Genomic DNA, 21,652 nt, shown 5'->3' with positions numbered 1-21,652 from the left:
CCGCGCTCCGCTCGTTTGCCCGACCGGCGAAGGCGTCGCCATCTCGCCATCCTTGCACATTCAGTCTTGCAGTCTTCCCATTGTTGCTAATTTCGATGCACTGAATTGCATCGAACCCTCTAGTAATGGAACCGGTTCCATATATAATTCGCCGCACTCGTCGCCCGGCCGGAAAAGAGGGTCGTGCACGTTGCGCTTGCTGTCCGCGGACGCGACGTCTAAGTTGAACAAGGGTCGTGGGCGATGGCGGGTAGATGCAGGCCGATGCCGGTATTTGTCCGACGATAGGGCCCGCGAAGAGGTCGAACCGCGCAGCGCCGCCGGCGCCGGGGCGACGTGCGGCTGCGTTGACGGTACCGCCGCGGACTGCGTCGCCGGACGTCTGCATCGAGGTAGTGCGCAACACCGAAAGAACATGGCGACCGGCCGCCCGCGGCACGGCTGCCCGCCGGGCACGCGGCATGCGGCATGCGCGCGTCCGAACCCGATCCCCAACGATCAACATCCGACCATGTCCACGCCACCTGACAAACCCAATTCGCGTCGCCGTTTCCTGCGCACCTCGGTCGCGCTCGTGCCGATCGCGTCGGTCGCCGGCTGCGACCTGCGCTCGTCCTCGTCGTCCGCGACGACGGCCGGCAACGCGTCCACTGCGTCGGCCAGCGCCGAACGCGCGCCGTACAAGCCGACCTTTTTCGATGCGAAGGAATGGGCGTTCGTCCAGGCCGCCGTCGACCGGCTGATTCCTGCCGACGCCGAAGGCCCCGGCGCACTCGAAGCGGGCGTGCCCGAATTCATCGATCGCCAGATGGAGACGCCGTATGCGCACGGCGCGACGTGGTACATGCAGGGGCCGTTCCAGCAGGGCGTGCCCGAGCTCGGCTACCAGTTGAAGCTGGTGCCGCGCGACATCTACCGGCTCGGCATCGCGGCCGTCAACCGCTATTGCGAAAAGGCGCACGGCAAGGCGTTCGCGGATCTCGACGCGCCGACGCGCGACACGGTGCTCGGCGCGCTGGAGAAGGGCAGCGCACAGATCGACGACGTCCCGCCCGGCGTGTTCCTCGGCCAGTTGCTGCAGAACACGCGTGAAGGCTACTTCTGCGATCCGGTGCATGGCGGCAATCGCGACATGGCCGCGTGGAAGATGATCGGTTTCCCGGGCGCGCGCGCGGACTTCATGGATTTCGTCAACCAGAGCGGCAAGCCCTATCCGTACGGCCCCGTCTCGATCAACGGGGAGCGCAGCTGATGGCCGCAGATAAGAAGCCGCACGTCGATGCGGTGATCGTCGGCTTCGGCTGGACCGGCGCGATTCTCGCGAAGGAACTGACCGAAGCGGGCCTGAACGTCGTCGCGCTCGAGCGTGGCGAATACCGCGACACCTATCCGGACGGCGCGTACCCGAACACGATCGACGAGCTGACCTACAACATCCGCAAGAAGCTGTTCCTCGACCTGTCGAAGACGACCGTGTCGATCCGCCATGGTCTGCAGGACACCGCGCTGCCGTACCGGCAGCTCGCCGCGTTCCTGCCGGGCGAAGGCGTGGGCGGCGCGGGGCTGCACTGGTCGGGCGTGCACTTCCGGATCACGCCGGAAGAGCTGCGCCTGCGCAGCCACTATGAAGAGCGCTACGGCAAGAAATTCATCCCCGAAGGGATGACGATCCAGGATACGGGCGTCACGTACGACGAGCTCGAGCCGCATTTCGATTTCGCCGAGAAGGTGTTCGGCACGTCGGGGCAGGCGTACAAGGTCGGCGGCAAGGTGGTCGGCGACGGCAACGTGTTCGAGGCGAACCGCAGCGACAACTTCCCGCTGCCCGCGCAGCTCAATACGTATTCGGCGCAGCGCTTCTTCGATGCGGCGCACTCGCTCGGCCTGCATCCGTACCGGCTGCCGTCGGCGAACACGTCGGGGCCGTACACGAACCCGTACGGCGTGCAGATGGGCCCGTGCAACTTCTGCGGCTACTGCAGCGGCTACGCGTGCTACATGTACTCGAAGGCGTCGCCGAACCTGAACATCCTGCCGGCGCTGAAGCAGGCACCGAACTTCGAGCTGCGCTCGAAGTGCCACGTGCTGCGCGTCGACCTCGACGACACGAAGAAGCGCGCGACCGGCGTGACCTACGTCGATCCGGCCGGGCGTGAAGTGCACCAGCCGGCCGACCTCGTGATCGTGGCCGCGTTCCAGTATCACAACGTGCACCTGCTGCTGCTGTCGGGCATCGGCAAGCCGTACGACCCGGTGTCGGGCGAAGGCGTCGTGGGCCGCAATTTCGCGTACCAGAACCTGTCGACGATCAAGGCGTTCTTCGACAAGGACACCTACACGAATCCGTTCATCGGCGCGGGCGGCAACGGCGTCGCGGTGGACGACTTCAACGCGGACAACTTCGACCACGGCCCGCTCGGCTTCGTCGGCGGCTCGCCGCTGTGGGTGAACCAGGCCGGCGTGAAGCCGATCAGCGGCATCGCGACGCCGCCCGGCACGCCGCAGTGGGGCTCGGCGTGGAAGAAGGCGGTGAAGGACAACTACGCGCACACGATCTCGATGGACGCGCACGGCACCAACATGTCGTACCGCGACGTCTATCTCGACCTCGATCCGACCTATCGCGATTCGTACGGGCAGCCGCTGTTGCGGATGACGTTCGACTGGAAGGACAACGACATCAGGATGGCGCGGTACGTGACCGGGCAGATGAAGAAGATCGCGGAGGCGATGGGGCCGAAGGCGATCGGCGTGTCGACGCGCGAGTTCGGCAAGCACTTCGACTCGCGCCAGTACCAGACGACCCACCTCGTCGGCGGCGCGATCATGGGCACCGACCCGAAGACGAGCGTGCTGAACCGCTATCTGCAGTGCTGGGACGTGCACAACGTGTTCGTGATGGGCGCGTCCGCGCTGCCGCAGGGCATCGGCTACAACCCGACCGGGATCATCGCGGCGCTGGCCTACTGGTCGGCACGCGCGATCCGCGAGCAGTACCTGAAAAATCCCGCCCCGCTGGTGACCGCATGAAGAGGACGATGAACCACCACAACGCCGCGCGCCGCATTGCTCCGCTGCGGCGCGCGCTGGCGATCGGCGCGGCATGGGCGGCATTCGGTCTGCCGGGCGGCGCCGCGTTCGCGCAGCCGGCGTCCGCGCCGGCCGCGGCTTCGGGCCCGGCGGCCGCACCGGCGGCGCTGTCCGCCGACGCGGCCCTCGTCAAGCGCGGCGAATACCTTGCCCGCGCCGGCGACTGCATCGCATGCCACACCGCGAGCGGCGGCAAGCCGTTCGCGGGCGGGCTGAAGTTCGACACGCCGATCGGCGGCATCTACTCGACGAACATCACGCCGGACCCGAAGACGGGCCTCGGCGGCTGGACCTACGAGGACTTCACCCGCGCGGTGCGCGAAGGCGTGCGCAAGAACGGCGACACGATGTATCCGGCGATGCCGTTCCCGTCGTATTCGCGGTTGACCGACGACGACATGAAGGCGCTGTACGCGTACTTCATGCACGGCGTCGCGCCCGTCGAGCACGAGAACCGCGCGGTCGACATCGTGTGGCCGCTGTCGATGCGCTGGCCGCTCGGCATCTGGCGCAAGATGTTCGCGCCGTCGCCGAAGCCGTTCGACGCGGCGCCGTACACCGACCCGGTGGTCGCGCGCGGCGCGTATCTGGTGCAGGGGCTCGGCCACTGCGGCGCGTGTCATACGCCGCGCGCGCCGACGATGCAGGAGCGCGGGCTGACCGACGCGGACGGCCTCGACTTCCTGGCCGGCGGCGCGGCGATCGACGGCTGGGTGCCGACGAGCCTGCGCGGCGAGCCGCGCACGGGCCTCGGCACGTGGAACGAGGCCGAGATCGTGCAGTTCCTGAAGACCGGCCGCACGCTGCGTACGGCCGCATTCGGCGGGATGACGGACGTGGTCGGCCACAGCATGCAGCACATGACCGACGACGACCTGAACGCGATCGCGCGCTACCTGAAGACGTTGCCGCCGCGCGTGCAAGGCGAGCAGCCGCACGTGTACGACGCGGCCGCGGCGAAGGCGCTGCAGACCGGCGACGCGAGCAAGCCGGGCGCGGCCGTCTATCGCGACAACTGCATGGCCTGCCATCGCAGCGACGGCCACGGCTATACGCGCGTGTTCCCGGCGCTCGCCGGCAACCCGGTCGTGCAGGGCGACGATCCGACCTCGCTGATCCACGTCGTACTGGAAGGCAGCGCGCTGCAGGGCACGCGCACCGCGCCGTCGACCTTCACGATGCCGCCGTTCGGCTGGCGCCTGTCGGACCAGGAAGTCGCGGACGTGTCGAACTTCGTGCGCACGAGCTGGGGCAACACGGGCGCGCCGGTGACCGCCGCGCAGGTCGCGAAGGTGCGCAAGAGCGTGCCGTCGACGCGGCCCGAGCCGCCGCCGGGCGCGCGGTTCCCGCAAGCGTCGCGCTGACGGGAGCCAGCCCGCCGGCTGCCCGGCCCGCGCGACGTGCGGCCGGGCTTGCGACGCGTTTCCCCTGCGCAGGGTTGCACCCCGCCAATACGCGCCGCCGCGTTGAAATTTTCGCGGCGGCGCGCCATTTTTCCGCCTCATCCCGTATCCTTTCACTCTTGAACCTTACTAAATCGTTACAAGAGCTTGGGAGGGGGGATGCCTCATGACGTCAGCCTGATTGCATTGCTCGCGGCCGGTTTCGGTCTCGCGATGATCTTCGGTTATCTCGCGTCGCTGCTGAAAATGCCGCCGCTCGTCGGCTATCTGCTCGCCGGGATCGTGATCGGCCCCGGCACGCCCGGTTTCGTCGGCGACCTGTCGCTCGCGCAGCAGCTCGCCGAGGTCGGCGTGATGCTGCTGATGTTCGGCGTCGGTCTGCATTTTTCGCTCGGCGATCTGCTCGCGGTGCGCAAGATCGCGCTGCCGGGCGCCATCGTGCAGATTACCGTCGCGACGCTGCTCGGCGGCGGGCTCGCGCTCATGTGGGGCTGGAGCCTCGGTGCGGCGCTCGTGTTCGGGCTCGCGCTGTCGGTCGCGAGTACCGTCGTGCTATTGCGCGCACTCGAAGGGCGCGGGCTCGTCGAGACGGTCAACGGGCGTATCGCGGTGGGCTGGCTGGTCGTCGAGGATCTCGTGATGGTGCTCGTGCTGGTGCTGCTGCCGCCGGTGGCGGGGCTGCTCGGCGGCACGCCGCCCGGCGACGCGCATGCGGCCGGCGGCAGCGTATGGGGCACGCTCGGCGTCACGATGCTGAAGGTCGCGGCGTTCATCGCGCTGATGCTGGTGGTCGGCAAGCGCGTGTTCCCGCGCATTCTTTGGCTCGTCGCGCGCACCGGCTCGCGCGAGCTGTTCACACTGTGCATGATTGCCGCGGCGGTCGGCATCGCGTTCGGCGCGGCGAAGCTGTTCGACGTGTCGTTCGCGCTCGGCGCGTTCTTCGCCGGGATGATGATGCGCGAGTCGGAATTCAGCCGGCGCGCGGCCGACGAGACGCTGCCGCTGCGCGACGCGTTCTCGGTGCTGTTCTTCATCTCGGTCGGCATGCTGTTCGACCCGAAGGTGCTGCTCGACGAGCCGCTGCACGTGATCGAGGTCGCGGCCATCGTGCTGATCGGCAAGACGCTCGCGGCCGTCGCGCTCGTGATCGCATTCCGCTATCCGCTGAACACGGCACTGACCGTGGGCGCCGGCCTCGCGCAGATCGGCGAATTTTCGTTCATCCTCGCAGGCCTCGGCCGTGCGCTCGGGCTGTTGTCGGCCGAAGGACAGAGCCTGATTCTCGCGGTCGCGCTGATCTCGATCGCGATGAACACGCTGCTGTTCGCGCTGATCGATCCGGCGCTCGCATGGATCCGCAAGCATTCGGCGTTCGCGCGCAAGCTCGAGGCGCGAGACGATCCGCTCGCCGCGCTGCCGATGTCGACGCCGCAGACGCATCTGACCGGGCAGGTCGTGATCGTCGGCTACGGCAAGGTCGGCACGCGGATCGCGCATGCGCTGGACGAGCGCGGCATCGCGTATGTCGTCGTCGAGCAGAATCGCGAACTCGTCGAGAAGCTGCGCGCGGACGGCATCGCGGCCGTGTCGGGCGACGCGATCGAGCCGATCGTGCTCGTGCAGGCGCATATCGCCCGCGCCGGGATGCTGGTCGTGACGCTGCCCGACGTGTTCGACGTGCGGCAGATCGTCGAGATCTCGCGCACGCTGAATCCGACGCTCGAGGTCGTGCTGTGCACGAACAGCGGCGACGAGGCCGCGCTGCTGTCGAGCGAGGGCGTCGGCACCGTGTTCATGGGCGAGACCGAGCTCGCGCGGGGGATGACCGAGCACGTGCTCGGGCGGATGGTGAAGCCGGCCGCGGCCGCGCATTGACGGCGCGCGGCCGCGATCGGCCCTGCGTGCGCCGGTCTCGGCGGTGCGTTCCTGGAGAGCAGGGTGGGACGGGGCGATGCGGACACGGCATCGCCCGTGGCGCCGTCAGCCGGCGGTAGCCGCCTTCGCGGGCGCGGGGAGCCCGGATTGCGCGGTCGTCTTGAGCGATGCCGATGGTTTCTGCGTGACGGTCGTCGCCGCCGCTTTCGGCGCCGCGACCGTCTTCTGCGGCGCGGCGGCCTTCGCCGGCGCATTCTTCTCCGGTTCGACCGGCGCATCGGGCGGCACGCCGAGCAACTGCAGCGAGCCGCTCGTGACCGACGCGAACACCGGGCCGGCCACCGTGCCGCCGTAGTAGCCCTTGCCGCGCGGCTCGTCGATCATCACCGCGACGATCAGGCGCGGGTCGCTCATCGGCGCCATCCCGGCGAACAGCGCGCGGTACTTGCCCTTCGCATAGGTCGCGCCGACCTGCTTGCGCGCGGTACCCGTCTTGCCGCCGATCCGGTAGCCGTCCACGCGCGCGCGGCGCCCCGTACCGCCTTCACCCACTGCCATTTCCAGCATCGAGCGGATCGCGGCTGCCGTTTGCGGCGACGTCACGCGGTGGCCGCGATGCGCGTCGATCGTCTGCTGGTCGGTGCCGTTCTTCAGCAGCGACACCGGGTGCAGCGTGCCGTCGCCCGCATAGGCCGTGTAGGTCTGCGCGATCTGCAGCAGCGACATCGACAGCCCGTAGCCGTACGCCATCGTCGCCTGCTCGATCGGCCGCCAGCGCTTGTAGCCGCGCAGCCGGCCCGCTGCGACGCCCGGGAACGTCAGTTCCGGTGCGCGGCCGATCCCGTACTCCTGGTATTTGTTCCAGATCGTTTCGGCGGGCAGGTTCAGTGCGAGTTTCGCGAGCGCGACGTTGCTCGACTTCTGCAGCGCCTGCGATACCGTCAGCGACCCATGGTTCGACGTGTCGTGGATTACCGCCGGGCCGATCTTGTAGGTGCCCGGCGACGTGTTGATGATCGTGTTCGGCGTGACCTTGCGCTCGTCGATCGACAGCGCGACGACGAGCGGCTTGATCGTCGAGCCCGGTTCGAACGTGTCGATCACTGCGCGGTTGCGCAATTGCTGGCCGGTGAGGCGGGCGCGGTCGTTCGGGTCGAAGGTCGGATAGTTCGCGAGTGCGAGGATTTCGCCGTTCTTCGCGTCGAGCACGACGACGCTGCCGGCCAGCGCGTTGTTCTCGATCACGGCGGCCTTGAGCTGGCTGAATGCGAGCTGCTGGATGCGGCGGTCGATCGTCAGCTCGATCGTCGCGCCGTGCTGTGCGGGGACGAGCGGGCGCGTGTCCGACACGATGCGGCCGAGCCGGTCGCGGATCACCTCGCGCTGGCCCGACGTGCCCTGCAGGCGCGCGTTCGCCGCGAGCTCGACCCCTTCCTGGCCCTTGTCCTCGACGTTCGTGAAGCCGACCACGTGCGCGGCCGATTCGCCTTCCGGGTAGAAGCGCTTCGAATCGGCGATCTGCGTGATGCCGTCGATCGCGAGCTTGTCGAGCCGGCTGGCGGTGTCCGCGTCGACCTGCCGCTTGAGCAGCACGAACGTCTTGTCGTTGCCGAGACGCCGCTTCACCTCGACGAGCGGCATGTCGAGCAGCTTCGCGATCTGCGGGTAATCGGTGTCGGCGACCTGTTTCGGGTTCGCCCAAATCTCATAGGTCGCCAGGCTGACCGCGAGCATCGCGCCGTTGCGGTCGACGATGCGCCCGCGCATCGCGTCGAGCTCGATCGTGCGCTGATAGCGCTTCTGGCCCTGGCCGACGTAGAAATCCTGGTTGGCGACCTGCACCCAGAAAGCGCGCGCGATCAGCGCCGCGAACGCGAGGAACACGACCACCACGATCAACCGTGAGCGCCACATCGGCAGGCGCGAAGCGAGCATTGGATTCTTGGTCGCCGTCGCGTACGGATCGGCAGGGTGGGTCTTCTTTTTCACGCTCATGCAATGGCCGGGGTCGGGCCGCCGGACGGCGGCTGGTCAGTCTGAATAATGCGATTGTAATAAATGAGTAAACATCGTGTGGGGAAAGTATGTTCCGGCCCCGCAAAAAGACGAATGGAAGGCAGCCTGGAAAAGGGGGAAGAGCAGGAAAGGCGCGGCCGAGTGCGGGATTTCGCACCGGGTGCGGAGGATTAAATACGGACGACTCATCGCATGCCGACCCGGGCGGTCTCCGGCGAGGCTCGATGGCGATCGTCCCGGCGTACGATCAATTGCCCGCGCCTCGGTTATTTCTTTAATCCCGAAAATGAAAAGCGCCTCCAGTCGAGGCGCCATTCATGCTGAATATCGAAATGAATATTACTTCTACCGGAATAAACCCGAAAACCGCAGACGATTGACGTCAATAGTACTTGTCGATATCTATCGGGCAACGGAAATAAATTCCCGGTATTCCGGCTGGGTCGTGCAGGTATCGACAGCCTGCAGGCGCCACGCGCCGTCGGGGTGCTCGCCGGCGAGCACCGCGGGGCCCTGTTCGCGCTGCGTCGCATCGAACGACAGCCCCTTCAACTGGCAGACGGCATTGCCGCCGTCGGCCGCGCAGAGCGCCATCGCGCCCTCCACGTCGCGGACCTTGCCCCAGGTTGGAAGGTCGATGCCCTGGTGTGCCTCGCGCGACCACAGCCCTTCGTCGGTATCGACCCACAATACCGCGAACGAATGCCGGGTTGCCGATTCGCTGCCATTAATCCGAATGGTGAGGCGCATTGCATCGTCTCCTGAAAAAAATGACACATTCGACCGTTTGGACTTGAACAGTCTAGATAGACTGGTGTGAAACGCAAGTGATAATCCGCAATAAATCCGTATCGAGTCTATTTCGGTTTCAGATGAAACGACGTCTGACGATGCATGGTCTTCCCGATGCGCCAGCACACACGGGCGATACCGGCAACGACGATGTCCGGGCGGGCACGCGCGGTGACCCAGACATGGGATGACAGGGCCGCCGGCCGCGTCGATCGGTCGCGCACCGGCCGCCGTCGAAACCGGTGCGATCGACGCGCTGCGGAGCCGGTCGAATGCAGCCGGACCGAACCTCTCGGCGCGTCGACGCGGCGGCCGGCACGACACACTCCGACAATCGCGTACAAATCGGCACACTTTCACGAAACTTTCGGGACAGACTTGCATGCGGTCCGGCCCCACACTGGAAGCTTCCCGATCCTGTGCGACGGACGCCCGTCCGCGCCGGCTGCCGCCGCCTCGTGCCAGAGCGCGATCGACGCGATCGCTGGCCGCATGCCCGATCGGGAGCCGCCGGGGCGCGCGTCAGCCCCGGCCCGGCCAGTGAGCCGTGCGCCGCCCGCAACCGCGGGTGCCGCGCCGCCTGGCCGACTCTTCGAAGGAGACTATCGTGCTGATCTGGAAAACCGCGTTGTCGCTGAACTGGCGGACGAGCCTCGTGTCGCCGGCCAGCGCACCGGTCGCGGCGGCGAACGTCGGACGGCTGGTGCTGACCGGCGCGACCGGCTTCATCGGCAGTACCGTGCTGACGGCGCTCGTCAATGCAGGGCTGCTCGAACGCATCGTCTGCGTCGTGCGCGCGCAGGATCGCGGCCACGCGGTCGCGCGGCTGCGTGAAGCGGCGCTCCGCGCGGGGCTCGCGCCGTACTGGGCGTCGCGCCTGACCGATGCGAACGTGATCGTCGGCGCGCTCGCCGACGTCTGGCACGGCGCCGATGCGCCGCGCCTGGCCGGCGCGACACACGTGATTCACTGCGCGGGCCATGCGTCGCCGGCCGACGGCGCGCACCTGCAGGCCGACATCGCCGATGCGGTGCGCTTCGCCGAACGCTTTGCGCGCGCGCCGCGCCTGCAGCGCTTCGTCTACGTCGGCACGGCCTACGCGCATGCCGGCCGTGGCGGGATCGTCCAGGAGGAGGCGGAACGCGACGCGGGGAACGATGCCGCGCCGGGCGGCGAAGGCCTGCCGGGCGCGGTGCTCGCGGCCGGCTACCTGCACGCGAAGGCGCAGACGGAACAGCGCCTGCGTGCGCTCGGGCTGCCGCTCGTCGTCGTGCGGCCGTCGCACGTGGTCGGCCACACGGTGCTCGGTACGCGGCCCGCGCCGAATTCGTTCTGGATGTTCCGGCTCGCGCATGCGGCGCGCCGCTTCACCGCGCGGCCGATGACGCGCATCGACATCGTGTCGGTGGACGACGTCGCGCGCGCGACGATGCTGCTGGCCGTCAAGCCGACGCTCGCGCACGACGTCTATCACGTGTCGGCCGGCGACGAGGCGCCGCAGGTCGCGCAGATCGTGCGCGCGATGGACGAGGCGGCGGGGATGACCGGGGCGCCGCGCTACGCGGCATGCGCGCCGGCCGAACTGCCGCTCGTCGTGCGCGACGTGCTCGGGCGCCGCGATCCGGCACTCGAGCGCGTGATCGGCCGGGCGTTGCAGCGCTGCGGGGAATTCGCGACAGTCGATCGCGTGTTCGACAATCGCCGCGTGCGCGACGAAATCGATTTCGAGCCGTTGCCGTTCATCGATTACGTCGAAGAGTGCATGCGCACGTCGCGCGGCGTGGCCGTGACCGAGCTGATGCGCGGCGCGATCCACTGACCGCCCGCGTCGTACCGGCGCCCGTTCCCGCACGTGGCGGGCGCGGGCGCCGCCTTTACGCGTGGCTGCCGAGCTCGATGAGCCGGTCGAGCGCGCGGTAGATGTCCTCGAGGCCGTCCTGGCCGAATCGCGATTCGAGCTGACGATATTGCTCGTCGATGCGCGGACCGATTTCCGTCACCAGTTTCCTGCTTTGCGGCGTCAGGCTGACCAGCAGCCGGCGCTGATCCTCCTGCGCGCGCATGCGCGTGATCAGGCCGTCGCGCTCCATCCGTTCCAGCACGCCGGTCAGGCTCGGGCTCAGGATGCAGCAGCGTTTCGCGATCTGCCCGGCTTCGAGCGCCTGCGCCGGTTCGCCGTCGAGCACGCGGATGATCCGCCATTGCTGTTCGGTCAGCGAGAATTCCTTGAGAATGGGGCGAAACAGGCCCATCAGCGTTTCGCGGGCCTCGAGCAGCAGCATGGCCAGGTTGCGATGGTCGAGCGTACGGTTCATCAGGGTGAGCAGAGGACGGGGACGCATCAATCTTAACAGCCGAAGCTGATGAATTTCGTGTATCAGGGTAATCGAGGTTGCCAGCGCCCAATTGTTTACTTAAGATATTAACTATTGACGATGCGCCGCGACGCGCGGCAGGGGAATGACGCATGGAGCTGTCTTGCACGACCGCCGCGGCGCCGCCGTTGCCGGTCGCCATCGGTACCGTCTACGGCGCGCTGCTCAACGAGCGCGCGGCGCTCGCCGCGCTCGGCGATGCGGTGAACGCACCGCCTTACGGCCGCCCGCCGCAGGCGCCGATCCTGTACATCAAATCCGCCAACACGCATGTGGCCGACGGTGCTGCCGTCGTCGTGCCGGCCGGCGTCGACGCGCTCGAGATCGGTGCGTCGGTGGCCGTCGTGTTCGCCCGGCGCGCGACGCGCGTGGCGGCCGCGCAGGCGCTCGACTACGTGCACGGCTTCACGCTCGCGAGCGACGTGTCGGTGCCGCATCCCGACTACTACCGTCCGGCCGTGCGTTTCAAGTGCCGTGACGGCTTTTGCCCGCTCGGCCCGGCGATCGTGCCGGCTGCCGCGCTCGCCGACGTCGACGCGATCGGCCTGACGGTGCGGATCGATGGCGAGGTGGCCGCGTCCGCATCGACCGCGACGCTGATTCGCCCGGTGCGCGAGCTGATCGCCGACGTGACGGCCTTCATGTCGTTCGACGCGGGCGACGTGCTGCTGCTCGGCGTCGCGGGCGGCGCACCGCGCGCCCGCGCGGGCAGCACGATCGAGATCGCCGCGGCCGGTATCGGCGCGTTGCGGCATACGTTGATTGCGGAGGAAGCACGATGAAGACGGCGCGCGTGATCTACAACGGCGCACTGCATGCAGCCGAACCGGCCGGCGACGGCGCGATCCGCCTCGATACGGGGCGCGTGCTGGCGGAGGATGCGGTGGCATGGCTGCCGCCCGTCGCGCCGCGTACGACGTTCGCGCTCGGCCTGAACTACGCCGACCATGCGAAGGAACTCGCCTTCAATGCGCCGAGCGAACCGCTGATCTTCCTGAAGGGGCCGAACACGTTCGTCGGCCACCGGTCGCGCACGGTGCGCCCGGCGGACGCCACGCACATGCACTACGAGTGCGAGCTGGCCGTCGTGATCGGCCGGCCAGCGCGCCGCGTGAGCCGCGCGCAGGCCATCGACTACGTGGCCGGCTATACGGTCGCGAACGACTACGCGATCCGCGACTATCTCGAGAACTACTACCGTCCGAACCTGCGCGTGAAGAACCGCGACACCTGCACGCCGCTCGGGCCGTGGTTCGTCAGCCGCGACGAGATCGGCGACGCGGGCGACCTGACGCTGCGCACGACGGTGAACGGCCGGCAGACGCAGCGCGGCAGCACGCGCGACATGGTCTTCGACGTGCCGGCGCTGATCGAGCACATCAGCAGCTTCATGACGCTCGCGCCGGGCGACCTGATCCTGACCGGCACGCCTGAGGGGCTGGCGGACACGCAGCCGGGCGACGAGGTCGTGACCGAAATCGAAGGGATCGGCCGGCTCGTGAACACGATCGTCGGCGAAGCAGACTACTATCGCGCCGGCTGAGCCCGTCGCCCAAGGAGAGCACATGACCATCAAGCACTGGATCGACGGCCGCGAAGTGGAGAGCCGCGAAACCTTCACGACGCTGAACCCGGCGACGGGCGACGTCATCACCGACGTCGCGTCGGGCGGCGAGGCAGAGGTCGACGCGGCCGTGCGCGCGGCGAAGGAAGCGTTCCCGAAATGGGCGAACACGCCGGCAAAGGAGCGCGCGAAGCTGATGCGCAAGCTCGGCGAGCTGATCGAACGGAACGTGCCGATGCTCGCGGCGCTGGAGACGCAGGACACCGGCCTGCCGATCGCGCAGACGAGCAGGCAGTTGATTCCGCGCGCGTCCGAGAACTTCAACTTCTTCGCGGAAGTGTGCGTGCAGATGAACGGCCGGACCTATCCGGTCGACGATCAGATGCTGAACTACACGCTGTACCAGCCGGTCGGCGTGTGTGCACTGGTGTCGCCGTGGAACGTGCCGTTCATGACGGCCACGTGGAAGACGGCGCCGTGTCTCGCGCTCGGCAACACGGCCGTGCTGAAGATGTCGGAGCTGTCGCCGCTCACGGCCGATCAGCTCGGCCGGCTCGCGCTCGAAGCCGGCATCCCGCCCGGCGTGCTGAACGTCGTGCAGGGTTACGGCGCGACGGCCGGCGATGCGCTCGTGCGGCATCCGGACGTGCGCGCGGTGTCGTTCACGGGCGGCACGGTCACGGGCAAGCGGATCATGGAGCGCGCGGGCCTGAAGAAGTATTCGATGGAACTCGGCGGCAAGTCGCCGGTGCTGATTTTCGACGACGCCGATTTCGACCGCGCGCTCGACGCGTCGCTGTTCACGATCTTCTCGATCAACGGCGAACGCTGTACCGCGGGCTCGCGGATCTTCGTGCAGCGCACGATCTACGACCGCTTCGTGCAGGAATTCGCGCGCCGCGCGAACAACCTGGTGGTCGGCGATCCGTCCGATCCGGGCACGAATCTCGGCGCGATGATCACGCGCCAGCACTGGGAGAAGGTGACGGGCTACATCCGCATCGGCGAGCAGGAAGGCGCGCGCGTGGTCGCGGGCGGTGCGGACAAGCCGGCCGGGTTGCCCGACCATCTGCGCAACGGCAACTTCGTGCGGCCGACCGTATTCGCCGACGTCGACAACCGGATGCGCATCGCGCAGGAAGAGATCTTCGGGCCGGTCGCGTGCATCATCCCGTTCGACGACGAGGAAGAAGGGCTGCGGCTCGCGAACGACACGACGTACGGCCTCGCGTCGTACATCTGGACGCAGGACGTCGGCAAGGTACATCGGCTCGCCCGGGGCATCGAGGCCGGGATGGTGTTCGTGAACAGCCAGAACGTGCGCGACCTGCGCCAGCCGTTCGGCGGCGTGAAGGAGTCGGGCACCGGGCGCGAGGGCGGCGAGTACAGCTTCGAGGTGTTCGCGGAGATCAAGAACGTGTGCATCTCGATGGGTTCGCATCACATTCCTCGCTGGGGCGTGTAACGGGAGCGGGTCGTGTCGCCGCAAGAACGAACGATTCCTTGGCCGGCACGCCGGCCAAGCATGGGGCCAGCGTAAGCGCTAAAGCGCTGACTCTGGCCGACCGCGAAGCATGGGACCGGAGTAACCGCTAAAGCACTAACTCCGGTCGACAGGGAGACTCAACGATGGGCAAATTGTCCCTCGCCGCGAAGATCACGCACGTGCCGTCGATGTACCTGTCGGAACTGCCCGGCCGGCATCACGGCTGCCGTGAGGCGGCTATCCGCGGCCATCAACTGATCGGCGAGCGCTGCCGCGCGCTCGGCGTCGACACGATCGTCGTGTCGGACGTGCACTGGCTCGTCAACGCGGGCTATCACGTGAACTGCAATGCGCGGTTCGCCGGCACCTATACGAGCAACGAGCTGCCGCACTTCATCCGCGACATGCAGTACGCGTATCCGGGCAACCCGGCGCTCGGCCGGCTGATCGCGGAAACGGCCACCGCGCGCGGCGTCGCGACCCGTGCGCACGAGATCGACAGCCTCGAGCTCGAATACGGCACGCTCGTGCCGATGCGCTACATGAACGGCGACCAGCACTTCAAGGTCGTGTCGATTGCCGGGTGGTGCATGTGGCACACGCTCGACGAAAGCCGGCGCTTCGGCGAGGCGCTGCTCGAAGCGATCGAGAAGAGCGATTCGAACGTCGCGTTCCTCGCGAGCGGCTCGCTGTCTCACCGCTTCAACGACAACGGCAGCCCCGAGGAATCGATCCACGAGATCAGCCGCGAATTCTTCAGGCAGGTCGACCTGCGCGTGGTCGAGTTGTGGAAACAGGGCGATTTCAAGACCTTCTGCGCGATGCTGCCGGAGTACAACGTGCATTGCCACGGCGAAGGCGGCATGCACGACACGGCGATGCTGCTCGGGCTGCTCGGCTGGGATCGTTACGATCGGCCCGTCGAGATCGTCACCGACTATTTCGCGAGCTCGGGCACCGGGCAGATCAACGCGATCTTCCCGCTGCCCTGAGCGTTACCGCCCGCCACGCATTCGAATCCGACCGGAGACCTGCCATGCCACACATCGTCGTCGAATACACCGCGAACATCCGCGACGACGCACGCATTCCCGTGCTGCTGCGCACGATCAACGCGACGCTGATCGCACAGGGCGGTGTGTTCCCGACCGGCGGCATCCGTTCGCGCGCGATCGAGCTGCGCGACTACTGCGTCGCCGACGGCACGGAGGACGACGCGTTCGTCCACGTGACGCTGAAGATCGGCGCGGGCCGCACCGACGCGCAGAAAAAGGCCGCGTGCGACGCGCTGTTCGACGCGATCAAGGTGCATTTCGCCGAGTTGTACGCGACACGCTACCTTGCGCTGTCGATGGAACTGACCGAGTTCAGCGAAAGCGGCTCGTACAAGCACAACAACATTCACGCCCGCTACAAGCGGGCCGGCTGAACTCCATTCCCGATCCGACCATGCTCGAACCCGCCATCATCGACCAGCTCGCGCACCGTCTGCACGACGCCGAACGCGCGCGCACGCAGATCCGCCAGATCTCGCTCGACCATCCCGACATCACGATCGACGACGCGTATGCGATCCAGCGCGCGTGGGTGGCCCTCAAGCTCGCGGAAGGCCGCACGCTGAAGGGGCACAAGATCGGCCTTACGTCGAAGGCGATGCAGAACACGTCGCAGATCGACGAACCCGACTACGGCGCGCTGCTCGACGACATGTTTTTCGAAGACGGCGGCACGATTCCGACTAGCCGCTTCATCGTGCCGCGCGTCGAGGTCGAGCTCGCATTCGTGCTCGGCAAGCGGCTCACCGGCCCGAACTGCACGATCTTCGACGTGTACGACGCGGTCGATTACGTCGTGCCGGCGCTCGAGATCATCGACGCGCGCAGCCAGTCGATCGACCCCGATACGAAGCGGCCGCGCAAGGTATTCGACACGATCGCCGACAACGCGGCGAACGCGGGCGTCGTGATCGGCGGCCGGCCGGTGCGCCCGCAGGACGTCGATTTGCGCTGGGTGGCGGCGATCATGTCGCGCAACGGCGTGGTCGAGGAAACCGGTGTCGCGGCCGGCGTGCTGAACCATCCGGCGAACGGCGTCGCGTGGCTCGCGAACCGGCTGTCGCGCTTCGACGTTGCGCTGGAGCCGGGGCAGATCGTGCTGGGCGGGTCGTTCACGCGGCCGTGCGCGGCGCGTTCGGGCGATACGTTCAGCGTCGATTACGGCCCGCTCGGGACGATCCAGTGCTACTTCGAATGAGTTGAGCGAACGATGCAGATTTCGTCGAATGTCTTCAAGGCCGCGCTCGCGCGCGGCGATGCGCAGATCGGGTTGTGGCTCGGCCTCGCGAATCCATACAGCGCCGAAGTGGTCGCGGGCGCCGGTTTCGACTGGCTGCTGATCGACGGCGAGCATGCGCCGAACACGGTGCCGACGATCCTCGCGCAACTGCAGGCGATCGCGCCGTATCCGTCGCATCCGGTCGTGCGCGTGCCGTGGAACGATCCGGTGATCGTCAAGCAGGTGCTCGATCTCGGCGCGCAGACGCTGCTCGTGCCGATGGTGCAGAGTGCGGACGAAGCGCGTGCGGCGGTGGCCGCGACGCGTTACCCGCCGCACGGCATGCGCGGCGTCGGCAGCGCGCTGGCGCGGGCGTCGCGGTGGAATCGCGTCGGCGAGTACCTGCATCGCGCGAACGACGAGATGGCCGTGCTCGTGCAGGTCGAGACGCGCGCGGGGCTCGACGCGATCGATGCGATCGCGCGGGTCGACGGCGTGGACGGCGTATTCATCGGGCCGGCCGATCTGGCGGCCGATCTCGGTCATCTCGGCCATCCCGGGCACCCGGCCGTGCAGGCCGCGATCGACGGTGCGATTCGCGCGATCAAGGCGGCCGGCAAGGCGCCGGGGATCCTGAGCGCGGATGAAGCGGCCGCGCGGCGCTATCTGGACGCGGGGGCGCTGTTCGTCGCGGTCGGCGTCGATACGACGCTGCTGGCGCGGAGCGCGGAGCGGCTCGCCGCGCAGTTCAAAAGGAGCGGCGACGCCGCCGCGAAGCAGGGCGACGGCACGTATTGACGCGGCGGCAGGCGGTGGTCGTGTGCCGCCCGCGGCGTTTCGCCACGCGGCTTCGTGCCCGCGCATGGTCGCGCCTATCCGTTCGCGCTTCGTCCCGCCTCCATATACCGTCCCGGTGTCGTTCCCAGCGCGCGCCGGAACATGTCGATGAACGCGCTCACGTTGTCGTACCCGAGATCGAGCGCGATCGTCGTCACCGGCGCACCGTCGGCAATGCGCTCCAGCGCCCGCAGCAGTCGCGCCTGCTGACGCCACTGCGCGAACGTCAACCCCGTCTCGGCGACGAAGCGGCGGCTCATCGTCCGTGCGCCGATGCCGGCCCATTCAGCCCATTCCTCCAGCCGCCGGTCGTTCGCGAGATCTGCGGCCAGCGCATCGGTGATCTTCACGAGGCGCGGATCCCGCGGCCGGACCAGGCCCAGCGCCTCGGCTTCCGATGCCGCGATTTCATCGAGGATCACGTCGGCGATCCGGGCCTGTGGGGCATCCAGCTCGCCATCGCCCCAGCTTGCCGCGCGCTGCACGGCTTCGCGCAGCAGCGGCGTCGTGCGGATCGCGCGCGGCGTCGCCGGCAACGCCGCGCAGCGGGCTTCGGCGACGAATGCCGACCAGCCGGAAATGGGCCCGAACGAGCGCAACGAATGCCGGCAATGCGGCGGGATCCAGATCGCATGGATCGCCGGCACGACCCACTCCTGGTCGTCGAGGCCGATCGTTACCAGGCCGCTCAGCGCGCCGACGAGCTGGCCGCGCGCATGCGAATGCGGCGCGGTGATGCGCGGGTCGCGTTGCGACAGGACGGCGGCGACCACGAACGGGCCGTCGTCGGACGTGACGAAGCGGGCGGGCAGGAGCGGATCGGACATGGCCGGATATCGGTATCGAATGGCCGTTATACCGGAGATCGGCCGGATTTGCACGCCTACACTGCGTCCATCGATGACAACCGGAGCAAGACGCGATGCGAGCCGAACAGATGCTTCCCGACCATGCCGACCGGGTCGATGCCGGCGGAACGACGATTCGCAAGGGGACCGTTGGTGCGTTTCTGGTCAACGCACGGGTGTTGACCGATCCGAATGCCGCGCCGGCGGAGCGGGCGCGTGCGGAGGCCGATGCGATCGACGCGTTGCCTGCACTGCGTGCGCTCGGCCTGTTCGACGTGCTGGAAGTACGCGATCCCGCGCTGCGCGCATGGCTCGATGCCCGGTAAAGACCCATCTTCCAGAATTGAAGGAACCACCATGAAAGCAGCAGTCGTGACGGGTGCCGGCGAGCGTCCCGTTCATACGGAATTCGACGCTCCCGGCGCGATGCCGGGCCACCGTCTGATCGACGTGACGGCGTCGGCGTTGAGCCGGCTCGCGCAGGGGCGCGCGGCCGGCACGCATTACTCGTCGGACCGCCGCTATCCGTTCGTTGTCGGTGTCGACGGCGTCGGGCGTCTCGACGACGGTCGGCGCGTCTACTTCTTCGGTGCCCCGGCGCCGTTCGGCGCGATGGCCGAACGCACGATCGTGCCCGATACGCAGTGCGTGCCGCTGCCGGACGCGCTCGACGACGTCACGGCCGCGGCGATCGCGATTCCGGGGATGTCGTCGTGGGCGGCGCTGACCGAACGCGCGCGGCTCGTCGCGGGCGAGACGGTGCTCGTCAATGGCGCGACGGGCACGTCGGGGCGGCTCGCGGTGCGGATCGCGAAGCATCTCGGCGCGGCGAAGGTCGTCGCGACCGGCCGCAACGCGGCCGCGTTGCAGGCGTTGCTGAATGCCGGCGCGGACGCCGTGGTGTCGCTGCAGCAGGACGACGCGCATCTGGCGCGAGCGCTCGAGCCGCATTTCCGCGCGGGCGTGGATGTCGTGCTCGATTATCTGTGGGGGGCCAGCGCGCAGACCCTGCTGGTTGCCGGCGCGAAGGCGACGCCCGATGGCCGCCGGCTGCGTTTCGTGCAGATCGGCTCGATCGGCGGCGCGGACGTGCTGCTGCCGGGCGCCGTGCTGCGGGCGACCGCGATCGAACTGATGGGTAGCGGGATCGGCAGCGTGTCGCTGCCGCGCTTGCTGGCGTCGGTGCGCGGCGTATTCGAAGCGGCCGGGCCGGCGGGCCTCGCGATCGACACGCGCACGGTGCCGCTGTCGGACGTCGGCGAACATTGGGGCGATACGAGCAGCCTCGTGCGTCCGGTGTTCACGATGCGGGGCGAGTAACGGCGACGGGCGTGCAAAGGGCCATCGTCTGCCAAGGGGAAGGGCCAGAAGACGGAGCGCCAGTGCGATGGAGGAGTTGGGTCGGCAAGCACAGCAGTTCGGGGGTGGGCTTACGAATGACACGGTCACTGTTCACAGTTGGCAACGATACTTGGGTGCCTTGTCCCACACCGCAAGACTGCCTAGCGCTTGTTTCAAGGCATGTGTTTTCCGCCTGAAACGAACGAATACATGTGGAATCCATGTCAGGTGATGCCGAATGCTCCGCATTCGCGACTCCGTCGGATTCGCGATTTTCGTTGAATGGCGCATACGGAACATTGCGAGGCGTCGAGTGGGTCTGTAAGGTCCGGGATTCCACGACGCAAGGGAATGCACGGTGCGCGATAACGATAGGATCCCGTACTTAAGGATCAACAAGCTGATTTGGAAATGGAAGCTATGCGACGGCGACGATGGGGGCATCCCGGCGTGTGATCTCGGCCTGTCACTAGCAATGGCTCCGCCGGTGAGCGAGCCCTCAGTAGAGCAATCTACGCCCATTGCGCGAGTCGACAAGCGCGACTCGCTCGACAAGATGGTGGACGACATCGAAAGGGTTGCGGCTGCGTTTTCTCGCTTCAAGAAATGGCTGGATACGCCTATTCCTCCCAAGCAATCGAAGCAGATGGGGACGGAAAGGGTGGTGCCGCCTTTCGATATTCAGCAAATTCCCGATGCTATGCGCAAAGAGCATATGCCAGTCTCGGCGAAACTGATGGAGCGGTGGTTTGCAGGAGAGCTCAACTACTCGGCCACGTCAAAAGATCAGCGGAACGAGATCAATCAGTACGGCGAGCTCTATCCGGAATCGATGATCGATCGAACCACCATAAAACTGGACTGGGTTCTCAAGCATGCACGTGCAAAGAGGCAATACGACAATCTCGTGAATGTCGACATATACAGCCCGCGTGCATATGAAACCCTCAAGGACATTCTTGGTCGCTATCGCAGGCGCGGGGATGTATCGCCTTGGACGGTCAGCGGCTACGATCTCCGCAAGCTACACAAGGAATTCCAGTTCCAGCGAGCGGCTGTAGAAAGTTCCTTTGAGCAGAAGGCTTTGCAGGCCGTGCGGCGGCTTTCGTGATCTGCTCTAGAAATCCTGGACACAAATGAGTGTTAGTGTTTCGGAGGCAATTTTCCCAATAGGAACGGGAGGTTGGCGATGAAGCGCAAGCAATACTCGGTGGAGCAGATCGTGGCCGCGCTCAAACAAGCTGAGCTGGGCATGCCGGTGGCGGATCTGGTTCGGCAGCTCGGGATATCGGAGCAGACGTATTACCGATGGAAGAAGCAGTACGCGGGCCTGGAGTCGAACCAGGTCCGCGAACTGAAACAACTCCAGGACGAGAACGAGCGGCTCAAGAAGCTGGTTGCGGAACTGAGTCTGGACAAGGCCATCCTGCAGGATATCGCCACAAAAAAGTGGCCGCGCCCGCGCTGAAGAGACAGGCAGTGAGCTACATCGTGGATCACTACGGTCTTCCGACGCAGCGGGCGTGCCGGCTAGTCAAGCAAGCTCGCAGCACCCACTACTATCGCAGCGTCAAGGACCCGCAGACGGCACTGCGTCAACGCATGCGCGAGATCGCACAGACGCGCGTTCGATATGGCTACCGGCGCGTGCACGTGCTACTCAAGCGTGAAGGTTGGCGTGTGAGCCGGAATCGGGTCTATCGGCTCTACGCCGAAGAGCAGCTTCAACTGCGTTCGAAGCTGCCCAAACG

19 protein-coding genes and 1 pseudogene are annotated in these 21,652 nt (G+C 67.1%); 16 read left to right on the top strand and 4 right to left on the bottom strand.

What is annotated here, in order from left to right:
* The first annotated feature begins 511 nt into the window (after positions 1 to 511).
* The 4 genes from WS61_RS12025 to WS61_RS12010 all read left to right on the top strand — a co-directional run bounded on the left by WS61_RS12025 (position 512) and on the right by WS61_RS12010 (position 6,368).
* The gene (locus tag WS61_RS12025) at positions 512 to 1,252 is read left to right on the top strand and encodes a gluconate 2-dehydrogenase subunit 3 family protein (RefSeq protein WP_059500866.1); all 741 of its coding nucleotides are present in this window, start codon (positions 512 to 514) and stop codon (positions 1,250 to 1,252) included.
* A complete protein-coding gene (locus WS61_RS12020) occupies positions 1,252 to 3,030 on the top strand; it encodes a GMC family oxidoreductase (RefSeq protein ID WP_059500680.1) in 1,779 nt (592 codons plus the stop codon). The genes WS61_RS12025 and WS61_RS12020 overlap by 1 nt, the downstream gene beginning before the upstream one ends.
* Positions 3,027 to 4,454, top strand: a complete 1,428-nt coding sequence (locus WS61_RS12015; protein WP_059500679.1) for a cytochrome c — start codon at positions 3,027 to 3,029, stop codon at positions 4,452 to 4,454. The genes WS61_RS12020 and WS61_RS12015 overlap by 4 nt, the downstream gene beginning before the upstream one ends.
* A 198-nt stretch (positions 4,455 to 4,652) precedes the next feature.
* Entirely contained in the window at positions 4,653 to 6,368 is a 1,716-nt protein-coding gene (locus WS61_RS12010) for a cation:proton antiporter (RefSeq protein ID WP_059500678.1), read from the top strand.
* 105 nt (positions 6,369 to 6,473) lie between these two features.
* On the opposite strand, the gene WS61_RS12005 is transcribed toward WS61_RS12010, so the two are convergent.
* Entirely contained in the window at positions 6,474 to 8,363 is a 1,890-nt protein-coding gene (locus tag WS61_RS12005) for a penicillin-binding protein 2 (protein ID WP_059500677.1), read from the bottom strand.
* A 423-nt stretch (positions 8,364 to 8,786) separates the two neighbouring features.
* Entirely contained in the window at positions 8,787 to 9,134 is a 348-nt protein-coding gene (locus WS61_RS12000; RefSeq protein WP_059500676.1) for a DUF3564 family protein, read from the bottom strand.
* Positions 9,135 to 9,783: 649 nt separating this feature from the next.
* Between WS61_RS12000 and WS61_RS11995 the strand changes: the two genes are divergently transcribed.
* Entirely contained in the window at positions 9,784 to 10,995 is a 1,212-nt protein-coding gene (locus WS61_RS11995; RefSeq protein WP_059500675.1) for an SDR family oxidoreductase, read from the top strand.
* Positions 10,996 to 11,050: 55 nt separating this feature from the next.
* Here the strand turns inward: WS61_RS11995 and hpaR are convergent, their stop codons facing one another.
* On the bottom strand, positions 11,051 to 11,491 hold the full coding sequence (hpaR, locus tag WS61_RS11990; protein ID WP_027782888.1) for a homoprotocatechuate degradation operon regulator HpaR: 441 nt from the start codon (positions 11,489 to 11,491) through the stop codon (positions 11,051 to 11,053).
* Positions 11,492 to 11,643: 152 nt separating this feature from the next.
* On the opposite strand from hpaR, the gene WS61_RS11985 reads away from it, so the two are divergent.
* From WS61_RS11985 to hpaI, 7 genes are all read left to right on the top strand, one after another.
* Positions 11,644 to 12,333 (top strand): fumarylacetoacetate hydrolase family protein, encoded by a 690-nt coding sequence (locus WS61_RS11985; RefSeq protein WP_059500674.1) that lies wholly within the window; start codon positions 11,644 to 11,646, stop codon positions 12,331 to 12,333.
* Positions 12,330 to 13,094 (top strand): fumarylacetoacetate hydrolase family protein, encoded by a 765-nt coding sequence (locus tag WS61_RS11980; protein WP_059500673.1) that lies wholly within the window; start codon positions 12,330 to 12,332, stop codon positions 13,092 to 13,094. The genes WS61_RS11985 and WS61_RS11980 overlap by 4 nt, the downstream gene beginning before the upstream one ends.
* Before the next feature lie 22 nt (positions 13,095 to 13,116).
* Positions 13,117 to 14,580, top strand: a complete 1,464-nt coding sequence (hpaE, locus tag WS61_RS11975) for a 5-carboxymethyl-2-hydroxymuconate semialdehyde dehydrogenase (protein WP_059500672.1) — start codon at positions 13,117 to 13,119, stop codon at positions 14,578 to 14,580.
* Positions 14,581 to 14,744: 164 nt separating this feature from the next.
* Complete coding sequence (gene hpaD, locus WS61_RS11970) at positions 14,745 to 15,593, top strand: 3,4-dihydroxyphenylacetate 2,3-dioxygenase (RefSeq protein ID WP_059500671.1); 849 nt, start codon at positions 14,745 to 14,747, stop codon at positions 15,591 to 15,593.
* 44 nt (positions 15,594 to 15,637) lie between these two features.
* Positions 15,638 to 16,030 (top strand): 5-carboxymethyl-2-hydroxymuconate Delta-isomerase, encoded by a 393-nt coding sequence (locus WS61_RS11965; RefSeq protein ID WP_059500670.1) that lies wholly within the window; start codon positions 15,638 to 15,640, stop codon positions 16,028 to 16,030.
* A 20-nt stretch (positions 16,031 to 16,050) separates the two neighbouring features.
* A complete protein-coding gene (gene hpaH, locus WS61_RS11960; RefSeq protein WP_059500669.1) occupies positions 16,051 to 16,854 on the top strand; it encodes a 2-oxo-hept-4-ene-1,7-dioate hydratase in 804 nt (267 codons plus the stop codon).
* Positions 16,855 to 16,866: 12 nt separating this feature from the next.
* Positions 16,867 to 17,673, top strand: coding sequence for a 4-hydroxy-2-oxoheptanedioate aldolase (gene hpaI / locus WS61_RS11955; RefSeq protein ID WP_059500668.1), 807 nt, complete (start codon positions 16,867 to 16,869; stop codon positions 17,671 to 17,673).
* 74 nt (positions 17,674 to 17,747) lie between these two features.
* Here hpaI and WS61_RS11950 read toward each other — a convergent pair whose 3' ends face one another.
* Positions 17,748 to 18,539 (bottom strand): helix-turn-helix domain-containing protein, encoded by a 792-nt coding sequence (locus WS61_RS11950; protein WP_059500667.1) that lies wholly within the window; start codon positions 18,537 to 18,539, stop codon positions 17,748 to 17,750.
* 95 nt (positions 18,540 to 18,634) lie between these two features.
* On the opposite strand from WS61_RS11950, the gene WS61_RS11945 reads away from it, so the two are divergent.
* The 4 genes and pseudogenes from WS61_RS11945 to WS61_RS33215 form a co-directional block, all read left to right on the top strand.
* Positions 18,635 to 18,886, top strand: coding sequence for a hypothetical protein (locus WS61_RS11945; RefSeq protein ID WP_034204951.1), 252 nt, complete (start codon positions 18,635 to 18,637; stop codon positions 18,884 to 18,886).
* 31 nt (positions 18,887 to 18,917) lie between these two features.
* Positions 18,918 to 19,880, top strand: a complete 963-nt coding sequence (locus WS61_RS11940) for a zinc-binding alcohol dehydrogenase family protein (protein ID WP_059500666.1) — start codon at positions 18,918 to 18,920, stop codon at positions 19,878 to 19,880.
* 379 nt (positions 19,881 to 20,259) lie between these two features.
* Positions 20,260 to 21,012 carry a DUF6402 family protein gene (locus tag WS61_RS11935; RefSeq protein WP_257127247.1) on the top strand — a complete coding sequence of 251 codons (753 nt, stop codon included), beginning with the start codon at positions 20,260 to 20,262 and terminating at the stop codon, positions 21,010 to 21,012.
* A 78-nt stretch (positions 21,013 to 21,090) separates the two neighbouring features.
* A pseudogene (locus WS61_RS33215) lies at positions 21,091 to 21,652 on the top strand (IS3-like element ISBcen22 family transposase); the annotation flags it as partial.

Origin of the sequence: Burkholderia sp. ABCPW 11, assembly GCF_001523445.1 — a bacterium.
Lineage (GTDB): Bacteria > Pseudomonadota > Gammaproteobacteria > Burkholderiales > Burkholderiaceae > Burkholderia.
Note: the sequence above shows the minus strand (reverse complement) of the source record. Positions and strands in the feature narration are given on the sequence as shown.